Origin of the sequence: Leptolyngbya sp. 'hensonii', assembly GCF_001939115.1 — a bacterium.
Lineage (GTDB): Bacteria > Cyanobacteriota > Cyanobacteriia.
The window spans coordinates 150893-167091 of the sequence record NZ_MQTZ01000041.1 but is presented as its reverse complement, the minus strand read 5'-3'; the positions used below and the strand labels follow the sequence as shown (position 1 = coordinate 167091).

The window sequence follows — 16199 nt, the reverse complement described above, 5'->3', positions numbered from 1 at the left end:
AAGGTTTTATGACCCAGACCGATCGCATCCAATGGCTGAAACAGCACACCACCCTGGGGGCTTTATCGGATGAGGTTCTGGGCGCTATCGCCGCTGCCATTGTGGAGGAACCGTTCCAGGAGAATCGTCGCCTGATCCTGGAAGACACCTTTCCCCCAGCTCTCTACATCCTGCGGGAAGGATATCTGGAAAGTTACCGCACCAGCAAGACAGGGCCAGCCACAGCTCTCGGCCTCCTGCCAGGAACCGTCTTGCATTTGAAAGAACTGATCCTGGAGGAGGTGACCCGCCAAACGGTGATTACCCTGGAGCAGGGGGTACTCTGGACCATCCCGAAAGAGGCGTTTCTAATTCTGGTGAATCAGTATCCAGAAATCACCCGCACTGTTTCCCGCCAACTGGCGGCTGAGCTGGATCAGGTGACCGCCCAAATGGTGTACGAACAGGAACGGCAGGCAGCCCTGCGACCTTACCTGGTCAATAAGGTGAGGCGGGGCATCGTGGGGACCAGTCGTTATGCCGTTCGCCTGCGTCAGGACATCAAGAAAGCGACCCGCGATCGAAAGCCAGTCCTAATTTTCGGAGAACCAGGGCTGGAAAAGGATAATACGGCGGCCCTGATCCATTTTGGGTCAGCCGATCGGCACCAGCCCATGATTAAAATCAACTGTAATACCCTCCAGGCCAGCGGTGCAGAGCTGTTTGGACGGGCTGGTGGCAAACCTGGCTTAATCGAATGGTTGGGCCTGGGAACTCTGCTGTTGAACAATATTCAGGATTTGTCACCAGCTCTAGAGGAAAAACTGTGCAACCTGTTGAAAACTGGAGTATTTACGCCTATCAGTCGAGAGGGAGAGCAGCCTCCCCAATCGCTCCCCTGTCAGGCCCGCATCTTAATGGTGTCAGAGAAGAGTCTGCCACAACGGAAGCTGGTGGGGCATGAGGTTAAGGTCCCTCCGCTGCGGGTCCGCAAAGCAGATATTGAAGCCCAGGTGCAGTACTACATCAGTCTTTATTGTCAGGCTCGCCATCTGCCCAAGCCCCGCGTCACTCCAGAGGCTATTCGCAGCCTCCAGAGCTACGATTTTCCGGGGAATATTGCCGAGCTCCAGAGCCTGATTGAGCGGGCGATCGTACAGCTCGAGGGAGACTCTGAGTTAACCGAGGAAGTGCTCTGGTCTAACAGCCCCCGGAAGCGGCGTTTCCGGGTCAACCTGTTGAATGTGTATCCCTGGCTGCGGCAGTTTCTGCGGAGCGCCTGGTGGCCCGATCGGATCAACTACGGGTTCACCCTAGCGGTCTTTGCGATCGTGGTCGTCCTGCTATTTCTGGGACCCCAGACCCGCGATCGCAATATTGCTCTGAACTTCTTCTGGGCCTGGTGGTGGCCAGGGATCTTGCTGGCATTTCCCTTCGTTGGGCGGCTCTGGTGTTCGGTTTGCCCGTTCATGATCTACGGTGAACTGGCACAAAAGTTGTCCCTCTGGATTTATCCCCGTCAGTTGGGTCGTTGGCCTCGCCAGGCGGCCGATCGGATCGGGGGCTGGTTCTTGTTTGGGCTGTTTACCCTGATCCTGCTCTGGGAAGAACTCTGGGATCTGGAGAATACGGCCTATCTTTCCGCTTGCTTGCTGTTGCTGATTACGGCTGGGGCAGTGATCTGCTCCCTCCTGTTTGAGCGACGGTTCTGGTGTCGCTATCTCTGCCCAATCGGCGGCATGAATGGGCTGTTCGCCAAACTCTCCATGACAGAATTGCGAGCACAACAGGGAATTTGCGTGGCGACCTGCACCACCTACCAGTGCTACAAAGGGGGACCCCAAAAGGGAGAGGGGCAGGAAACCGAGGGCTGTCCCCTCTACTCCCACCCCGCCCAGTTGGAGGACAATCGGGATTGTGTCCTGTGCATGACCTGTCTCAAAGCCTGTCCCCACCGATCGGTAGAACTGAACCTGCGGCCACCGGGGATTGAATTGTGGACGACCCATGTTCCCCGATCGGACGAGGTAGCCCTGCTGTTCCTATTGTTTGGGGCGGTACTGCTTCACCGCCTGCCCGAAATTGCCACCCAGTTTCATCTCTCGTTGTCCCTGGATACCTTTGCTGGTCATGCCGGATCGTCGCTCCTAGCGCTGTTGGTGCCGGGGGCGATCGCTGGAATCGCCTATGGCATCATGGGCCTGTCAGGGAGAATCGGGCGGGGCGGGACGGTCAAACCCCGTCCTTTCATAGAGCTGGCCTATGGGTATCTACCTCTGGTGCTAGGGGGCAGTCTGGCCCACTATCTACCGTTAGGGCTATCCGAGGCGGGCCGGGTGATCCCGGTGACGCTGGCGACTTTTGGCTATACAGGCGGCCTGCATCTGGTGACGATCGCCGATCCTGTGGTAATTGCATTTCTGCAGGGAGTAACCCTGATTGTCTCGGTCTGGCTGAGCATCATTCTGACCCAGAATATTGCCCGTCAATCAATTCTGCGTCTGCTGCCCCAGCATCTGGCCACCGTGGCGATCGGCTCCCTGTTCTGGAAAATTATGGTGGGCTGGTAAAGTCTGATGGCTAATACGTTAGTATTGGATTATCCCTGTTTTCTCCACAGGTATTGCTGATGCAGCCATTTCACTTTCCGGTTGAGCAAACTGATCCCCCCCGACCGGCCTGGGAAGTTCTGCCGACCATGTATGACTTGCCCAGCGAAAATCCGGAGGAACCTGGCTTGCCTGACGAGTTCCACGATTGGCAACCCCAACTTCTGAGTGCCACATTTCGCCTGCAAGATTATGCGGCTGATCGGATTTTTACCGCCAGCGATCTCAATTTGTATTACGATGTCCGCCATCCACTCTGGTATAAGCGACCGGATTGGTTTGCCGTGATCGGGGTTCCTCGCCTGCATGAAAACCGGGATTTACGCTTGAGTTATGTGATCTGGCAGGAGGGAGTCAGCCCCTTTATTGCGGTAGAGTTGCTGTCGCCAGGAACCGAACGGGAAGACCTGGGGCAAACGGAGCGGGCTAACCCTGATCCACCCACCAAATGGCAGGTGTATGAGCAAATTCTGCGAATTCCCTATTACGTCGTCTTCGACCGTTATACCGATCGACTGCGGGCGTTTAGTCTGAACCAGGCTCACTATCAGCCCCTGGAATTGCCGGACGATCGTCTCTGGTTGCCGGACTTGAATATGGGGCTGGGATTGTGGCAGGGACGCTATCAGGGACTGGAGCGCCTCTGGCTGCGCTGGTACGATGCCGCAGGAGATTGGATCGCCACGGACAGTGAACGGTTAAGTCTGGAACAACAACGGGCCGACCAGGAACAACAACGGGCCGACCAGGAACGGCAACGGGCTGACCAGGAGCAACAACGGGCCGATCGTCTGGCCGAACGATTAAGGGCTTTGGGGATTGATCCAGATGACGAATGAAGGTGACACTCCCTTAAGTCAGGCAGAATTGGCGGAGTGGCAGCTCCGACTGGCGGAGGCCAACCGCCACAATGTTCTCTGCCATTGTCGGCAGTGCGATTGGGAATGGGTCGCTTCCAAACCGGAACCCTGCGCCTGCGGCAGTGAAAACGTGGAACATCTCCTGTGCTGGCAATTCCCCGATGGTTGATGGATTTTAGCGATTACCTTAATTCGTAATGGTTCACCTGCAACACTGGGCCAATCATGGCGAAGGTCATCACATTCTTGAGGATTTCCCCTTCTACCTTGACCTGCTGGCCAGCTTTGAGCATTTCTTGGGGTGGATTATGAAGTTCATAAGTCTGGCCCGATTCGCTGACCAGGGCCCAGGTGCCAGGCCCGAAACCCTTCTTTTCTACTTTGCCTGTGACGGTTAAACTCATACCCGCTGTGCCTCCGGTTTACTGGCGAGATGGGCCAATCCATAACAGAGCAGAGCATTCCCAATCAGGAAAGAACGGGCCAACCAGCCTTCTCCCAGCCAGAGCACCTGTGGGGAAGTCACTGCGGATACGGCTAGACAGGCGGCGATGCCTAGACTGGAGCCGATCGCAAACCACTTCCATTGGCCATGACCCAACAGCAACAAGATCAATCCCAGGGGAATGAGCACACTGGCAAACAGGGGATTCAGAGCTGGGTTGCCCTGGATAGCCGTACCCAGCTCTGGAATCGAGCTTCCCAGAACCCGGAATGGCCATTGGGGCAGGTCAAAAATGTAAATTCCTTGCAGGAAAAACAGTCCAGAACTGCCTGCCACCAGCCCCCCAGCCAGAGGCCAACTCCAGGCAAAGGGAAAATAGTTCCGCAGGAACCAGGCCAGTAAATAGGAACCCAGCATCATGGCCAGCTTGGGTAACAGACCTGGAAGCCCACCATCAATCCAGAAGCGAGGATTGAGGTAGCCATTGTCCCGCAGCCAGCGGAAGAAGTCTCGGAAGTTGAGTTGCCCTTTCAGAGCTAGTTTGACAGCAGCAGCCGCATCCAGATGACCCGCACCGTAATAGTTCATCAGGTCATCCTGTACAGGTCGGGCCGATTGTTTCAGAACCTCCAGGACCCGATCGGGCTCCTGGACACCCACCGCTTTTACCAGAGCGGCCACAGCGGCCACATGGGGAGCGGCCATGCTGGTACCCTGGTAGGCGGCAAAGATACTTTCTCCCGTTGCGGGGTCGATGGTGTTCTGCAGAATTCCCCCGACTTCACCACCGTTGGAGGTATCCCCACCAGGAGCCGAAATATCCACTCCAGCCCCATAGTTGGAGTAGGGTGTTTTTTCCCCAGCAGCATTGAGCGCCGCCACCCCAATCACACGGGGATAGCGAGCCGGATAGGAAGCAGAGTTCTGCCCTTCATTCCCAGCCGCTCCAACAATCACCAAGCCCTTGCTGTGGGCATAGTCGATCGCCTCCTGCATCAGCCCACTCTCCCCTCCACCACCCAGGCTCATATTGATCACATCAGCCCCGTTATCGGCGGCATAGCGAATGGCTTCAGCGATATCAGAAATGGTGCCACCCCCACTGGCACCCAGAACTTTCAGGGGCATCAGGTTGGCCTCGTGAGCGATCCCGGCCACGCCAAAGCCGTTGTTGGTGGATTGGGCGATCGTCCCGGCGACGTGGGTGCCATGACCATTGTCATCAGAGGCGTCTACCCGATCGTTAACGAAATCATAGCCCTTGACAAATTTTGTTTCCTTCAGATCCGGAACTTGACTGATACCAGTGTCAATCACAGCTACCGTTACCCCAGATCCCTTTGTTTCTTCCCAGGCTGGCTCGACATTGATACTGCGGAAATTCCACTGCTTCCCATAATCGGGATCATTGGGCATTTCCGTGGCCCGATACACATAGTTAGGCTCAATGAATTCGGCTGCCTGGGACAGGCTGGAGCGCTTCAGTTGTTTCAGAGTCTGGGCATTGCCTGGGAGGATGTAAACGTGATCGGCGTCTGAGAATTCGCTGTTAGGCCTGGCTCCATACTGACGCACTAGAGACTGAATCTGCTCCTGTACCTGAGCAGCAGTTCCCTGTTCCCTCAGATCCACCACGATCGAATCGTAGGTGCCCTGGGTAGCCAGTCCTTCAAAGTTCGCGAGTGCCAACAATAATCCCAGCAGGAAAAGGCCCAGAATTAACAGCTTTCTCATATGCCTGATGCCAGATCGGTTTGCTCAACGATAGCGCATGGGGGATATTTCTGGGGATAATCAGGATTTGATGATTAACTACAGTTACTCTACGGATAGAAATGGAAAGAGGTCTGCTCTGGCTGCCCCTGTTGGGGGTTTTTCTCTGGCTAGCCTGGGCCGGTTGGAACGAATACCAGAAAGTCGAGGCTTATCAAGCCTGGGCCAAAAATTTTCAGAAGGCCAAATACGATATCTATGCAGTATTGGGGCAGGTTGATAGTGAACTGACCTGGGGCCAGCCAACCCGGACCGGACCGATCGACCTGCAAACCTTTTCCCTGAAACAGGTACAGGACATCCGCCTGCTGAGAGGAGGTGAGCGGGTCGAGTCCCCATCCGCTTCTCACCAGAAAGGGCAAATTGCGATCGAGTTCACCTTTGCAGATTCTCGATCGGCAGTGCAGGTTCCGTTCAGTGACATAGAACTGGCCAGTCGGTGGCAACAGTACTTGCAACGGGAAAAACAGCGTCTAATTGCTTGACTTTTCTGGTTTCTGGGGCTTAACTGAAACAAAATTAAGCGGGGTCATAATTTAAGCGGGGTCATAGTTTTTTGTTTTGGCTGTAGCAGGTATCCATGACTGAGTTTTTATCTGTCTCTCACACTGACTTGATCCAGCGAAGAAAGCAACTTCGAAATCAACGCCGCCTGAGGAATTTTCAGGCTGTCTGGCAAATGATTGCTGTCAGCAGTTTATCTGCTGGATTAGCCTGGGTTCTTACCTTGCCCGGCTGGGTTATTGCGACCCCAGAACAGGTGGAAATTAAGGGCAATCGCTTCCTCTCAACCAAAGCAATTCTGGCCTTACTACCCCTGTCTTACCCTCAATCCTTGCTCCAAGTACAGCCCCAAGCTTTAGCTGAAAAGCTGGAAGCCGCTGCTCCCATCCGTTCTGTAACCGTTACCAGGCAGTTGATCCCGCCCAAAATGATGGTTCAAGTCAGAGAGCGCCTGCCTGTAGCCGTGACTGTTCCCGCCAAACTCGCTCCCCGTCGCGCAGCCCAACCCACTCAAGCCCCCAAGACATTCAATGCTGGCTTGCTAGACGAAAATGGAAAGTGGATGCCCTTTGATAGCTATTCTTCCATTGACAAAGCTTTCAAGCTGCCGTCTTTGAAAGTCATTGGCATGAGCGAGGCTTATACCCCTTACTGGTCCAGTTTATATCGCCTGATCAGCCGCAGTTCCGTTAAGATTCTTGAGATTGACTGGCGTGATTCTGCCAATCTCATTCTTAAAACTGAAGTTGGGACGTATCATCTGGGTCCCTACAGTGCTATTTTTGCTCAGCAATTGAATGTAATTGAGCGGATGAGAAAGTTACCCCAGCATTTTGACTCCAGTCGAATTGCTTACATTGATCTTAAAAACCCCGAAACTCCAATTATTCAAGTAACACAATCAAAGAGTTTTGTGAAACCTCGCAGGCATTAGGCGAGCCTCAAGACCCTTTACCAATGCCCATTAGCAGCTTGCCAGAATTGTTGCATCGGTCTGTGATTTTTTCCCTTAATGATGATTGGTTTTTTTCAGAGACTTATCTTATAGTTGACTAGAGTTGAATCGACTTGAACAGATAAGAAATACCATTGGCTCTCATGACTAATTCCAATGACAGATGATAGTAAACTGAATTTTATCAATGGTAGCTCTCATGCTGAAGACAATCGTGCTTTTTCAGATGCAGAAGATGCTTCCATTCATTCTTTGAATAATTTCGATTTAGATCACAATCAAACTCGCGATGCGAAGATCATGCTTGGGGATGAGACAAAAGTGGGCAATATTGTGCCCGGCAGCATAGCAAAAATTAAAGTTATCGGTGTGGGTGGCGGTGGTGGTAATGCCGTCAACCGCATGATTCACAGTGGGATTACTGGGGTGGAATTCTGGTCGATCAATACCGATGCTCAGGCCCTGACCCTGTCCTCAGCCCCCAAGCGGCTTCAAGTTGGCCAAAAGATCACTCGAGGGTTAGGAGCAGGTGGGAACCCTGCGATCGGTCAGAAAGCAGCGGAGGAATCCCGAGATGATGTTGCGGCTGCCCTGGAAGGGTCAGATCTGGTGTTCATCACCTCTGGTATGGGAGGTGGCACAGGCACAGGGGCAGCACCAGTAGTTGCTGAGATCGCCAAAGAGATCGGAGCTCTGACAGTGGGGGTGGTGACACGCCCATTTACCTTCGAGGGGCGTCGTCGCACCACCCAGGCAGATGAAGGAATCGCAGCTTTGCAGAGTCGCGTTGATACGCTGATTGTGATTCCCAATGACAAGCTGCTGTCGGTGATTTCTGAGCAGACCCCCGTTCAGGAAGCTTTTCAGTTTGCGGATGACATTCTACGCCAAGGGGTGCAGGGAATTTCAGATATCATCACCATTCCGGGGCTGGTCAACGTTGACTTTGCTGATGTCCGGGCAGTGATGGCTGATGCAGGTTCAGCCCTGATGGGAATTGGGGTAGGTTCTGGTAAGTCCAGGGCTAAAGAGGCAGCAACGGCAGCGATTTCCTCTCCTTTGCTGGAATCTTCAATTAACGGTGCGAAAGGGGTTGTCTTTAACATTACCGGTGGATCTGACCTGACCCTGCATGAAGTCAATTCAGCCGCTGAAACCGTTTATGAAGTGGTTGATCCCAATGCCAATATTATTTTTGGTGCTGTGATTGACGAAAGACTGCACGGAGAAATTCGGATCACGGTGATCGCAACGGGCTTCAATGGGCCTGTTTCTACAGCCCAACCTGCGGGTATGGCCTCTATCCTGCGGCCCACCATCGCAGCTCAGGCTCCAACTTCCAACCCAGCGCAACCGACGGATGACCCCAAAAACCGCTCGATCGGAGGTCTGGATATTCCTGAATTCCTGCAACGCCGTCGTCCCCGATAGATCAAGGGGAATGGGGGTCGGGGTTGCTGGCCGGTTCGATCGGATTCAACCGGTAAGGCTCAGGTGCGCTCGTGGGTGAGTTGCGCCCTGAACCAGCGGTATTTTGCAACTCAATGAGTCGGGTGGTCCATTGTTCAATTCGACTCCCGGCCTCTTGGTAGAGGGGACGGTCCAGGGTGATCCAGCGGGCCTCATCGATCGCAGCCTGAAGGGAATCGGCATCTCCCCGTCTGGCCAGAGCGGTTGCCCGATCGAGATACTCCCGGTCTTCCAGAACTTCAGCCTGTTGCCGCCAGGTGGCCATCAGACGCTGGGCTTCTTCATACTCAGGGCCATCGGAAAACACCTGACTGGCTTCCGCAATGGCATCCCGTAAATCATTTAAGCGGCCAGAACTGGCTAGAGTTCGGGCCTTACTGAGATACCCCTGGTTTTCTGATTGTCTTTCTTTGTTGCGCTTTTTAATCAGATCTTCCAGAGAGGAAATTTTAGGGCCTGCCGAATTTTTGGCTGATTTCTTAAGCGAGTTTTGATCAGCCGTAGGGATCCAGATCTGGTCCGCCAGTTCCTGATACCGTACGGTGGCCCAGTACTGATTACCAACCACCCATAACTGGCGGGCTTTGGCAATTGCTCTGGCCCACTTCTCCTTATCCGTGTCTGGTTTTTCCAGTTCTGCCTCTACTTCCGCATAGATGGCTTCTGCTTTCTTCCAGATCGTTTGCCATTGCTGCATGGAGGCATCCGCAGTCTTCCGGGTCGGAACCTCCCTCGGAACCGCATCCGCCAAATTGATGGCCCGATCCAGATTACCCTCCTGAAAGGCGACTTCGGCAAAATGGAGCAACTGGATAGACCATTGCCCCATCAGGCGCAGGGCTGCCGATCGCAGAGGGTCTTCAGGAGAGATACTGGCCGCTAGGGCAATCGCCTGCTCCAGATCTTCCGCAGTTTGGGCACCGGCCAGGGTTTCAGCACAATAGAGGCGGGCTGCCGCTGGTGCCGTTGGTGCCATGTTATAGCAGTTGGCTGAATTTGGCACCTGAAGCAGGCTGGATATGGCCCAGATCCCCAAGCCGCAGGGGAGCATCACCGTGAAGGCAAGCCAGAATATCCAGTTGATTGGAGGGAGCGGTCGATAGACCTGAGGTCGATCGTCAGGGATGGATGGTTTGGAGGAGTGAGAGTCCATAGGTAGCCATCATATTACCCCAATTCCAGGGTTTCACCAGGATTGGGAACCAGTAATTGAGTCTGAAGCTCCGCTGCCAGCAGCAGTTCTCGGAATTCAGCCACAGTGCCCACGGATTGAATCAGCAAGGGCAGCAACCCACTTTGGGTTATGGTTCCCAGGCTGGTTGGAACAAAGTACCGGGGTTGCAGTTTTTTCACCAATTCCAGAGACTGCTGAGGCCCCATAATCACCTGGCCCAACAGGGGGAGAGTCTGGCCAATCACGGGTGCCAAAACTACATCTGGAGGGTATTCGATCGCCAGGTCGGGGGGGCTCAGGTGGGGTTCGTAGTAAAGGGTCATGCCAGTGATCTGATCTCGGAGCAGGTAACCATTCTCAACCACACCGGGTTGGGTGGGGGCTCCCGGTACGGCGGTGATGAGCAGACGATCGCCGATCTGATGCACCTCCCCCGGAGCCAACACCGTCACTTGAGTGAAGCCCAAATCTTGAACTACTGCGGCTGCAGCAGGGCACACGACCAGGGGAATGCTTCGATCTAGCCGTGCCAGGGTTGGTTTGTGGCAGTGATCATCCTGCCCCTGGGCAATCAAAATCAGATCGATCGGGGGTAAGGTTTCTGGAGTGTAGCGGGGTGGGATAACATGACAGGCTCTGAAAAGCCAGGGAAGGCCGTAGAATACCAGTGGATCTACTAGCCAGGGATCAATGAGAAGGGTCTGTCCAGACAACTCCAGGATCCAGGTATTCAGGTCAATCCAGGTTAATTTCATCGCAATAATTCTTGACACTTCTTACTCTCAGTTTACCGCCCTCCCATGAATCCCTCTTTTTCGTCATCGATTCCTGTGGCTCTGACGATCGCTGGTTCTGACAGCGGTGGTGGGGCAGGGATCCAGGCCGACCTCCGGACCTTTGCGTTTCACAAAGTTCATGGTACCAGTGCCCTCACCTGTGTCACGGCTCAAAATACGCTGGGGGTGAACCGGGTGGATGCCCTGCCCCCTGCAGCGGTAGCAGCCCAGATCGAAGCAGTGGTCACTGATATTGGGGTACAAGCTGCCAAAACGGGTATGCTTCTGAATCGGGACATCATTGCGATCGTGGCAGATCAGGTGCGGGGATTAGGAATTAACAATTTGGTGGTTGACCCCGTGATGGTCTCTCGTACCGGAGCCCAACTGATTGATGATGCCGCCATTGCCCTCCTGCGGGATGCGCTGCTGCCCCAGGCCATTGTCGTGACACCTAACCGCTATGAGGCTCAGATCCTGGGTGGGCAAACCATTCGCACTCTGGAAGACATGCAACAGGTGGCCGTTGCCATCTATCATCTGGGTCCCAAGGCAGTTTTGGTCAAAGGGGGCGCGATGTCTGGTGAGCTGAGGGGGGTAGATGTCTGGTTTGATGGCTGTGTTCTGGAAGTGCTGCGAACCAGGACTGTGGAAACAACCCATACCCACGGCACCGGATGTACCTTATCGGCTGCGATCGCAGCAAATCTGGCGAAGGGACGAGATTTACTGGCCGCTGTCCGGTTGGCCAAGGACTATGTGACCACAGCCCTGCAATACGCCCTGCCGATCGGGCAGGGGCAGGGACCCGTGGGGCATTTCTTTCCGCTGCTGCGGACCGCAGAAGATGTTCTGACCTCTGATACCTAAATGGATGGGGGCATTTCCCAATCGGGGCACCTGTCTCCATCCCAGCCATAGGGATGCATGCCGCAGACCAGCATGGTCCCCCCATAGGACTGGCCATGATAATGCTGGCAGCCCACGCAGGCAGCATGCTGGTTTTGCAGGGGATCGGTGGGGCTTTCCAGGGGACCCAGATCGGCGTTGACCTGCCACTCAAACTCGATTAGCGCTTCATAAATTGGCTCAAAGAGTTCTTCCAGATTTCGATCAAGTTCAGTCACCCCCCATTCAATCTGAACTATCACATCCTCCGAGAGTTTTGTGAAGGTGTCGATCGCCTCTTCGGTCACCTGGGTCAAAAACTGCTCAATCTCCCCAGAGATCGCCTCCAATGCCTTAAAAAAATCTCCAGACCAGTCTTCCATGTCCCCCGTCAAACCTTTGAGTCTCAATCCCTGTATGGGTACAAAATGATAGACCCACCTAGTCCCCTGTTTAATCTCGCTTTAACCGGCGTAATTCTTCTTGCAGATCCAGCACCTGTCGGCGCAGGTCTTCCAGATGGGCTGTATCAGAATCGGAGGGGTCATCCTCGGATAGAATCTCAATCCGCCGGGGTTCGGATGGTTTGGCCTCCGTTGTTGGGCTGGCCGTGCCGCTGGCCGGAGGCTGTTGCGCTTTACTCATCATTTCTTCAACAAAGTGACGGGCATCCTCTGTAGTCATCTCGCCGCGCTCCACCATATCATCAGCTAACTTCTGAATCTGGGACTGCAGCTCCGACAATTTACTGCCTGCTTTTTCACCCGCATAGGAGGCAAGACCAACCCCCAAATAAATTGCCTTCTGAATGGCATCTCCAAAACCGGGCATTGATCTGAACTCCCTTTACTTCTTCAACACCAGCAGCCAATTCAGTCGATCAGGTTGGGCGAAGCGAAACCTCATTGAACTAAACCAGCCTCAAAAACCAGCCTGAAAATAACCTACAAAATGAAAATAGCCTACAAAATGAAAATAGCCTACAAAATGAAAATAACCTACAAAATGAAAATAGCCTACAAAATGAAGAGACCCGGAGACCACGCCTATCATAAGCATCCTGTATTGCTGCTACCTTCCGGTCCTGACAAGGTTTAGGCGTTACGATCGCGTGGGTCCGGATCAATTGCATTATAGCGCCCTTCTGATCGGATAGTCAGATTCTTCCCAGACTTGCGCGGGCGGTATCCAGATGGGGCTTGCCGCCCCTGGCCATTGGTGCGTTTGGAACCAGCGTCTTGCTCTACATATTGCTTCAGCTCCCAGGCCATCCGTCGGATGCCCTGATGTTCGTCCTTCCGGATGAAGGGCAGAAAAACCCGAGTCAACCAGCCTGAAAAGGTTTCCCGGTGGGAATATCGGGTAATCCCATTGCCAATTTCCTGTAATTCAAAGACATGTTCATTCCGCAAACCGGGAATTGACGAAAACCATCTTAAGCACAATTCTGGTTGAATCAGGGTCACGATCGGCTGAAATTCTGTTTCTTCCTCCCCAGGAACTCGGCGGAGCGAGAGAAAAACCTCCTGGCCCTGCTTGAACGGTTGGGAGGGGTCCAGATCATACAGGAAGGTGTTCCAATACATCCACTTTTCCTTCTGGAATAATGCCTGCCACACCTTCGATCTAGGGGCATTGATTTCTATTTCTGTATATAAGCTTGGCATAGGTTCAGTTATCAGCTATCGGTCGTAGTTGTTATATCAAATCCAATCGGGAGACGGTATAAAGATGTAGCTCAGGTTAAGCCCTGTTAATGACTTTAGCTGTCCCAATTTTCAACTGCTTCAAGAAGTTGGAAATTGGGGTATTTACGAACAATTTAGGAACATTCTAGATAGGCTGAACCTCAACCCTTCTGAGCTTCTTCCTGGGCCATTCGAATCAGGACTGATTGTCCTCTGGAGGGTGATTACTAAACATAATTAAGCCCAATAAATAGCCGCTCTACCCTGAATCATTGGGGCCGGATCAGGAGGAACTGTTCACTAATAACGGTTCCCTGAACCCCTACAATCTAATATCTAACCTTCAGTTCCTAGAATTCCCTACCATGGTAGATTTGACTCCAAACTCCAGTTTTAGCCTGACGATTCGATTTCAGGTTCCCAACCGGCCCGGTATGCTGGCCAGTGTGACCCAGACTATTGCTTCCCTGGGGGGTAATCTGGGGCAAATTGACCTGATTGAACAAACGCGCAAGATTTCCTTACGGGACATTACGATCGACGCAGCCAGTACGGAGCATGCGGAGACCCTGGTGCAGGCAGTCAAAACTCTGCCGGAAATTAAAGTTCTCAATGTTTACGATCGTACCTTTAACCTGCACCGCAGTGGCAAGATCAGTGTCGAGAGCAAACTCCCCCTCAAAAGTCAGGCCGATCTGGCCATGGCTTACACCCCTGGAGTGGGGCGCATCTGCATGGCTATCGCAGAGGATCCAGAACAGGTCCACAAGTTGACCATCAAGCAGAATATGGTGGCGATCGTCACCGATGGCAGTGCGGTTCTGGGATTGGGAAATTTGGGGCCAGCAGCAGCTCTGCCGGTCATGGAAGGGAAAGCTATGCTGTTTAAGGAGTTTGCAGGGGTAGATGCCTTCCCCATCTGTCTGGCGACCCAAGACCCAGATGCCATTGTGGAGACGGTCAAGAATATTGCCCCAGTCTTTGGTGGGATTAACCTGGAGGACATTGCTGCCCCTCGGTGTTTTGAGATCGAATCTCGCTTGCGTCAGGCCCTAGATATCCCGGTGTTCCACGATGATCAACATGGAACTGCGATCGTCACCCTGGCAGCCCTCACCAACGCCCTCAAACTAGTTCGCAAACCCCTCTCAGAGGTGCGGATTGTGATTAATGGGGCAGGAGCTGCGGGGGTTGCGATCGCTCGCCTGCTCCAAAAAGCTGGAGCCCAGCACATTCTGATGTGCGACTCCAGAGGCTTACTCTCCACTAGTCGGGCTGACCTGACGGGTGAGAAACGCGAATTTGCGGTCGAGCAGACGGGCACCCTGGCAGATGCCATGCAGGGGTCAGATGTGTTCCTGGGGGTGAGTGCGCCCCGGGTGGTGACACCGGACATGGTGCGGTCTATGGCGAAGGATCCGATCGTCTTTGCCATGGCTAACCCCATCCCCGAAATTCAACCGGAACTGGTGGAGGGGGAAGTGGCGGTTATGGCCACAGGGCGCAGCGATTACCCCAACCAAATCAACAATGTGCTGGCCTTCCCTGGCATTTTCCGGGGGGCTCTGGATTGTCGGGCGGCTACTCTGACCACCAGCATGTATCTGGAAGCGGCAGCCGCGATCGCTTCCCTGATCAAGCCCTCTGATCTGGATGCGGAACACATCATCCCCTCGGTCTTCGATGAGCGGGTGGCCCATTCTGTCGCAGCAGCAGTGCAGCGGGCGGCCCGCCAGGATGGGGTGGCCCGAAGCTAGAGCCTCCGTAGCGCTCAGGCTCTGCCTGGGTGCTACGGAGGGGAGGGGTGCGAGGGGTGCGATCGGGTGTTTAACCGCTGAGCCGTTCTCAGAATCTGGCCCGCCAGGATACCAGCGCCAAATCCGTTGTCAATGTTGACGACACCCACACCAGCAGCACAGGAGTTGAGCATGGTTAGGAGGGGAGCGAGGCCCCCCAGACTGGCTCCGTAGCCCACACTGGTAGGGACGGCAATCACGGGGCAGGCCGCCAGACCAGCCACGACGCTGGGTAAGGCTCCTTCCATCCCGGCGACCACAATCAGCACATCCGCTTCTGAGAGCAGATCCCGATTGCTTAATAACCGATGAATCCCGGAGACTCCCACATCCCAGAGACGCTTCACCTGGAAGCCAGAGAGTTGGGCTGTGACGGCAGCCTCTTCGGCGATCGGGATATCGGCAGTGCCCGCTGAAACCAGGGTAATCAGGCCGGAATAGCGGGGTTCTAGGTTCAAGGGTGCGATCGCGCAAATCTGGGCCAGATCAAAGTACTGCAGGTCGGGAATTTGCCAGCGCAATTGGTGGTAGGTCGATAGTTCAATCCGAGTGGCCATGACTACAGGATTCCGCTGCCGCAAGGCCCCAAAGATTTTGACCAGTTGTTCGGAGGTCTTGCCCGGTCCCCAGATCACTTCCGGAAAACCGGTCCGCAAGGCCCGATGATGATCCACTTTGGCGAAATCATCCACCGGCTCAAAATCAAAGTGTTTCAGGCGGTCCAGCGCCGTATCGGGACTGACCCGCCCAGTTGCCACAGCATCCAGCAGGGAACGAAGATCTTCAGCGGAAAACATAGGCGCAAGTTTGACTAAAAAAGACGAATTCCCCTTGCCATGGCTGCTGCAAATAAGGGAATGAGGATCAATCCTACCAGTTCCCCTCTAATCATCCAGGAGAGCCGCTGGGTTTGGGGTAATTCCAGACTGGGACTCTGGCCATGGCGTAGGTCTCTGATCCAGGAGACAAAAGAGAAGGTGGGATAGAGAGACAACAAACTCACAACCACAAAGATCCCAACTTTGATGTAGAAAGCTGAACTACTGAGGTAGTACTCCGTTCCTTTACCAAAATAAAGCACGCGCAAAATACCTGTGATCAGGACCATCGTGGCGGATAAGCCGTAGACGGCATCTGCCGTAACTACTCTCCAGGCTTCCTCCAGGCTGAGATTTTGCTTCAGGGTTTGGCCTTCAACCACCAATGCCCCAAACGCCAGCATGAAGCCCAAATAATGTAAATACGCTGTGATAGCACTTTCCCACATTGATTTCTCGGTGAT

Annotated in this window: 16 protein-coding genes and 1 other RNA gene; 8 read left to right on the top strand and 9 right to left on the bottom strand. The window is 53.9% G+C overall.

Features of this window, described 5'->3' with window-relative positions; all coding sequences use genetic code 11:
* Positions 1–8 precede the first annotated feature (8 nt).
* The 3 genes from BST81_RS12685 to BST81_RS12675 are packed head-to-tail and all read left to right on the top strand — an operon-like array spanning position 9 to position 3617.
* The gene (locus BST81_RS12685) at positions 9–2549 is read left to right on the top strand and encodes a sigma 54-interacting transcriptional regulator (protein ID WP_075598867.1); all 2541 of its coding nucleotides are present in this window, start codon (positions 9–11) and stop codon (positions 2547–2549) included.
* 59 nt (positions 2550–2608) lie between these two features.
* Positions 2609–3427, top strand: a complete 819-nt coding sequence (locus BST81_RS12680; RefSeq protein WP_075598866.1) for a Uma2 family endonuclease — start codon at positions 2609–2611, stop codon at positions 3425–3427.
* Positions 3417–3617: a hypothetical protein gene (locus tag BST81_RS12675; RefSeq protein WP_075598865.1), complete on the top strand. Its 201-nt coding sequence runs from the start codon at positions 3417–3419 to the stop codon at positions 3615–3617. Before BST81_RS12680 ends, BST81_RS12675 begins: the two co-directional genes overlap by 11 nt.
* A gap of 13 nt (positions 3618–3630) precedes the next feature.
* On the opposite strand, the gene BST81_RS12670 is transcribed toward BST81_RS12675, so the two are convergent.
* Both BST81_RS12670 and BST81_RS12665 read right to left on the bottom strand, forming a co-directional pair.
* Positions 3631–3852 carry a hypothetical protein gene (locus BST81_RS12670; protein WP_075598864.1) on the bottom strand — a complete coding sequence of 74 codons (222 nt, stop codon included), beginning with the start codon at positions 3850–3852 and terminating at the stop codon, positions 3631–3633.
* On the bottom strand, positions 3849–5627 hold the full coding sequence (locus BST81_RS12665; protein WP_075598863.1) for a S8 family peptidase: 1779 nt from the start codon (positions 5625–5627) through the stop codon (positions 3849–3851). Before BST81_RS12665 ends, BST81_RS12670 begins: the two co-directional genes overlap by 4 nt.
* Before the next feature lie 101 nt (positions 5628–5728).
* Between BST81_RS12665 and BST81_RS12660 the strand changes: the two genes are divergently transcribed.
* From BST81_RS12660 to ftsZ, 3 genes are all read left to right on the top strand, one after another.
* Positions 5729–6151: a hypothetical protein gene (locus tag BST81_RS12660; protein WP_075598862.1), complete on the top strand. Its 423-nt coding sequence runs from the start codon at positions 5729–5731 to the stop codon at positions 6149–6151.
* A 95-nt stretch (positions 6152–6246) separates the two neighbouring features.
* The gene (locus BST81_RS12655; RefSeq protein ID WP_075598861.1) at positions 6247–7104 is read left to right on the top strand and encodes an FtsQ-type POTRA domain-containing protein; all 858 of its coding nucleotides are present in this window, start codon (positions 6247–6249) and stop codon (positions 7102–7104) included.
* A gap of 321 nt (positions 7105–7425) precedes the next feature.
* Complete coding sequence (gene ftsZ / locus BST81_RS12650) at positions 7426–8556, top strand: cell division protein FtsZ (protein WP_253188285.1); 1131 nt, start codon at positions 7426–7428, stop codon at positions 8554–8556.
* 1 nt (position 8557) lies between these two features.
* On the opposite strand, the gene BST81_RS12645 is transcribed toward ftsZ, so the two are convergent.
* A complete protein-coding gene (locus BST81_RS12645; protein ID WP_075598859.1) occupies positions 8558–9748 on the bottom strand; it encodes a hypothetical protein in 1191 nt (396 codons plus the stop codon).
* 14 nt (positions 9749–9762) lie between these two features.
* Positions 9763–10542, bottom strand: a complete 780-nt coding sequence (locus BST81_RS12640) for an MBL fold metallo-hydrolase (RefSeq protein WP_253188267.1) — start codon at positions 10540–10542, stop codon at positions 9763–9765.
* 27 nt (positions 10543–10569) lie between these two features.
* On the opposite strand from BST81_RS12640, the gene thiD reads away from it, so the two are divergent.
* The gene (gene thiD, locus BST81_RS12635; protein WP_075598857.1) at positions 10570–11415 is read left to right on the top strand and encodes a bifunctional hydroxymethylpyrimidine kinase/phosphomethylpyrimidine kinase; all 846 of its coding nucleotides are present in this window, start codon (positions 10570–10572) and stop codon (positions 11413–11415) included.
* Here the strand turns inward: thiD and BST81_RS12630 are convergent.
* From BST81_RS12630 to ffs, 3 genes are all read right to left on the bottom strand, one after another.
* Complete coding sequence (locus tag BST81_RS12630) at positions 11412–11816, bottom strand: hypothetical protein (RefSeq protein ID WP_075598856.1); 405 nt, start codon at positions 11814–11816, stop codon at positions 11412–11414. The genes thiD and BST81_RS12630 overlap by 4 nt on opposite strands.
* Positions 11817–11886: 70 nt before the next feature.
* A complete protein-coding gene (locus tag BST81_RS12625; protein WP_075598855.1) occupies positions 11887–12264 on the bottom strand; it encodes a hypothetical protein in 378 nt (125 codons plus the stop codon).
* 196 nt (positions 12265–12460) lie between these two features.
* Positions 12461–12557: signal recognition particle sRNA small type (gene ffs, locus BST81_RS12620), an RNA gene on the bottom strand.
* A 929-nt stretch (positions 12558–13486) separates the two neighbouring features.
* Between ffs and BST81_RS12615 the strand changes: the two genes are divergently transcribed.
* A complete protein-coding gene (locus tag BST81_RS12615) occupies positions 13487–14878 on the top strand; it encodes a malic enzyme-like NAD(P)-binding protein (protein WP_075598854.1) in 1392 nt (463 codons plus the stop codon).
* Positions 14879–14910: 32 nt separating this feature from the next.
* Here the strand turns inward: BST81_RS12615 and larB are convergent, their stop codons facing one another.
* A complete protein-coding gene (gene larB / locus BST81_RS12610; protein WP_075598853.1) occupies positions 14911–15714 on the bottom strand; it encodes a nickel pincer cofactor biosynthesis protein LarB in 804 nt (267 codons plus the stop codon).
* A gap of 14 nt (positions 15715–15728) precedes the next feature.
* Entirely contained in the window at positions 15729–16184 is a 456-nt protein-coding gene (locus BST81_RS12605; protein ID WP_075598852.1) for a DUF2214 family protein, read from the bottom strand.
* Between the last annotated feature and the right edge of the window lie 15 nt (positions 16185–16199).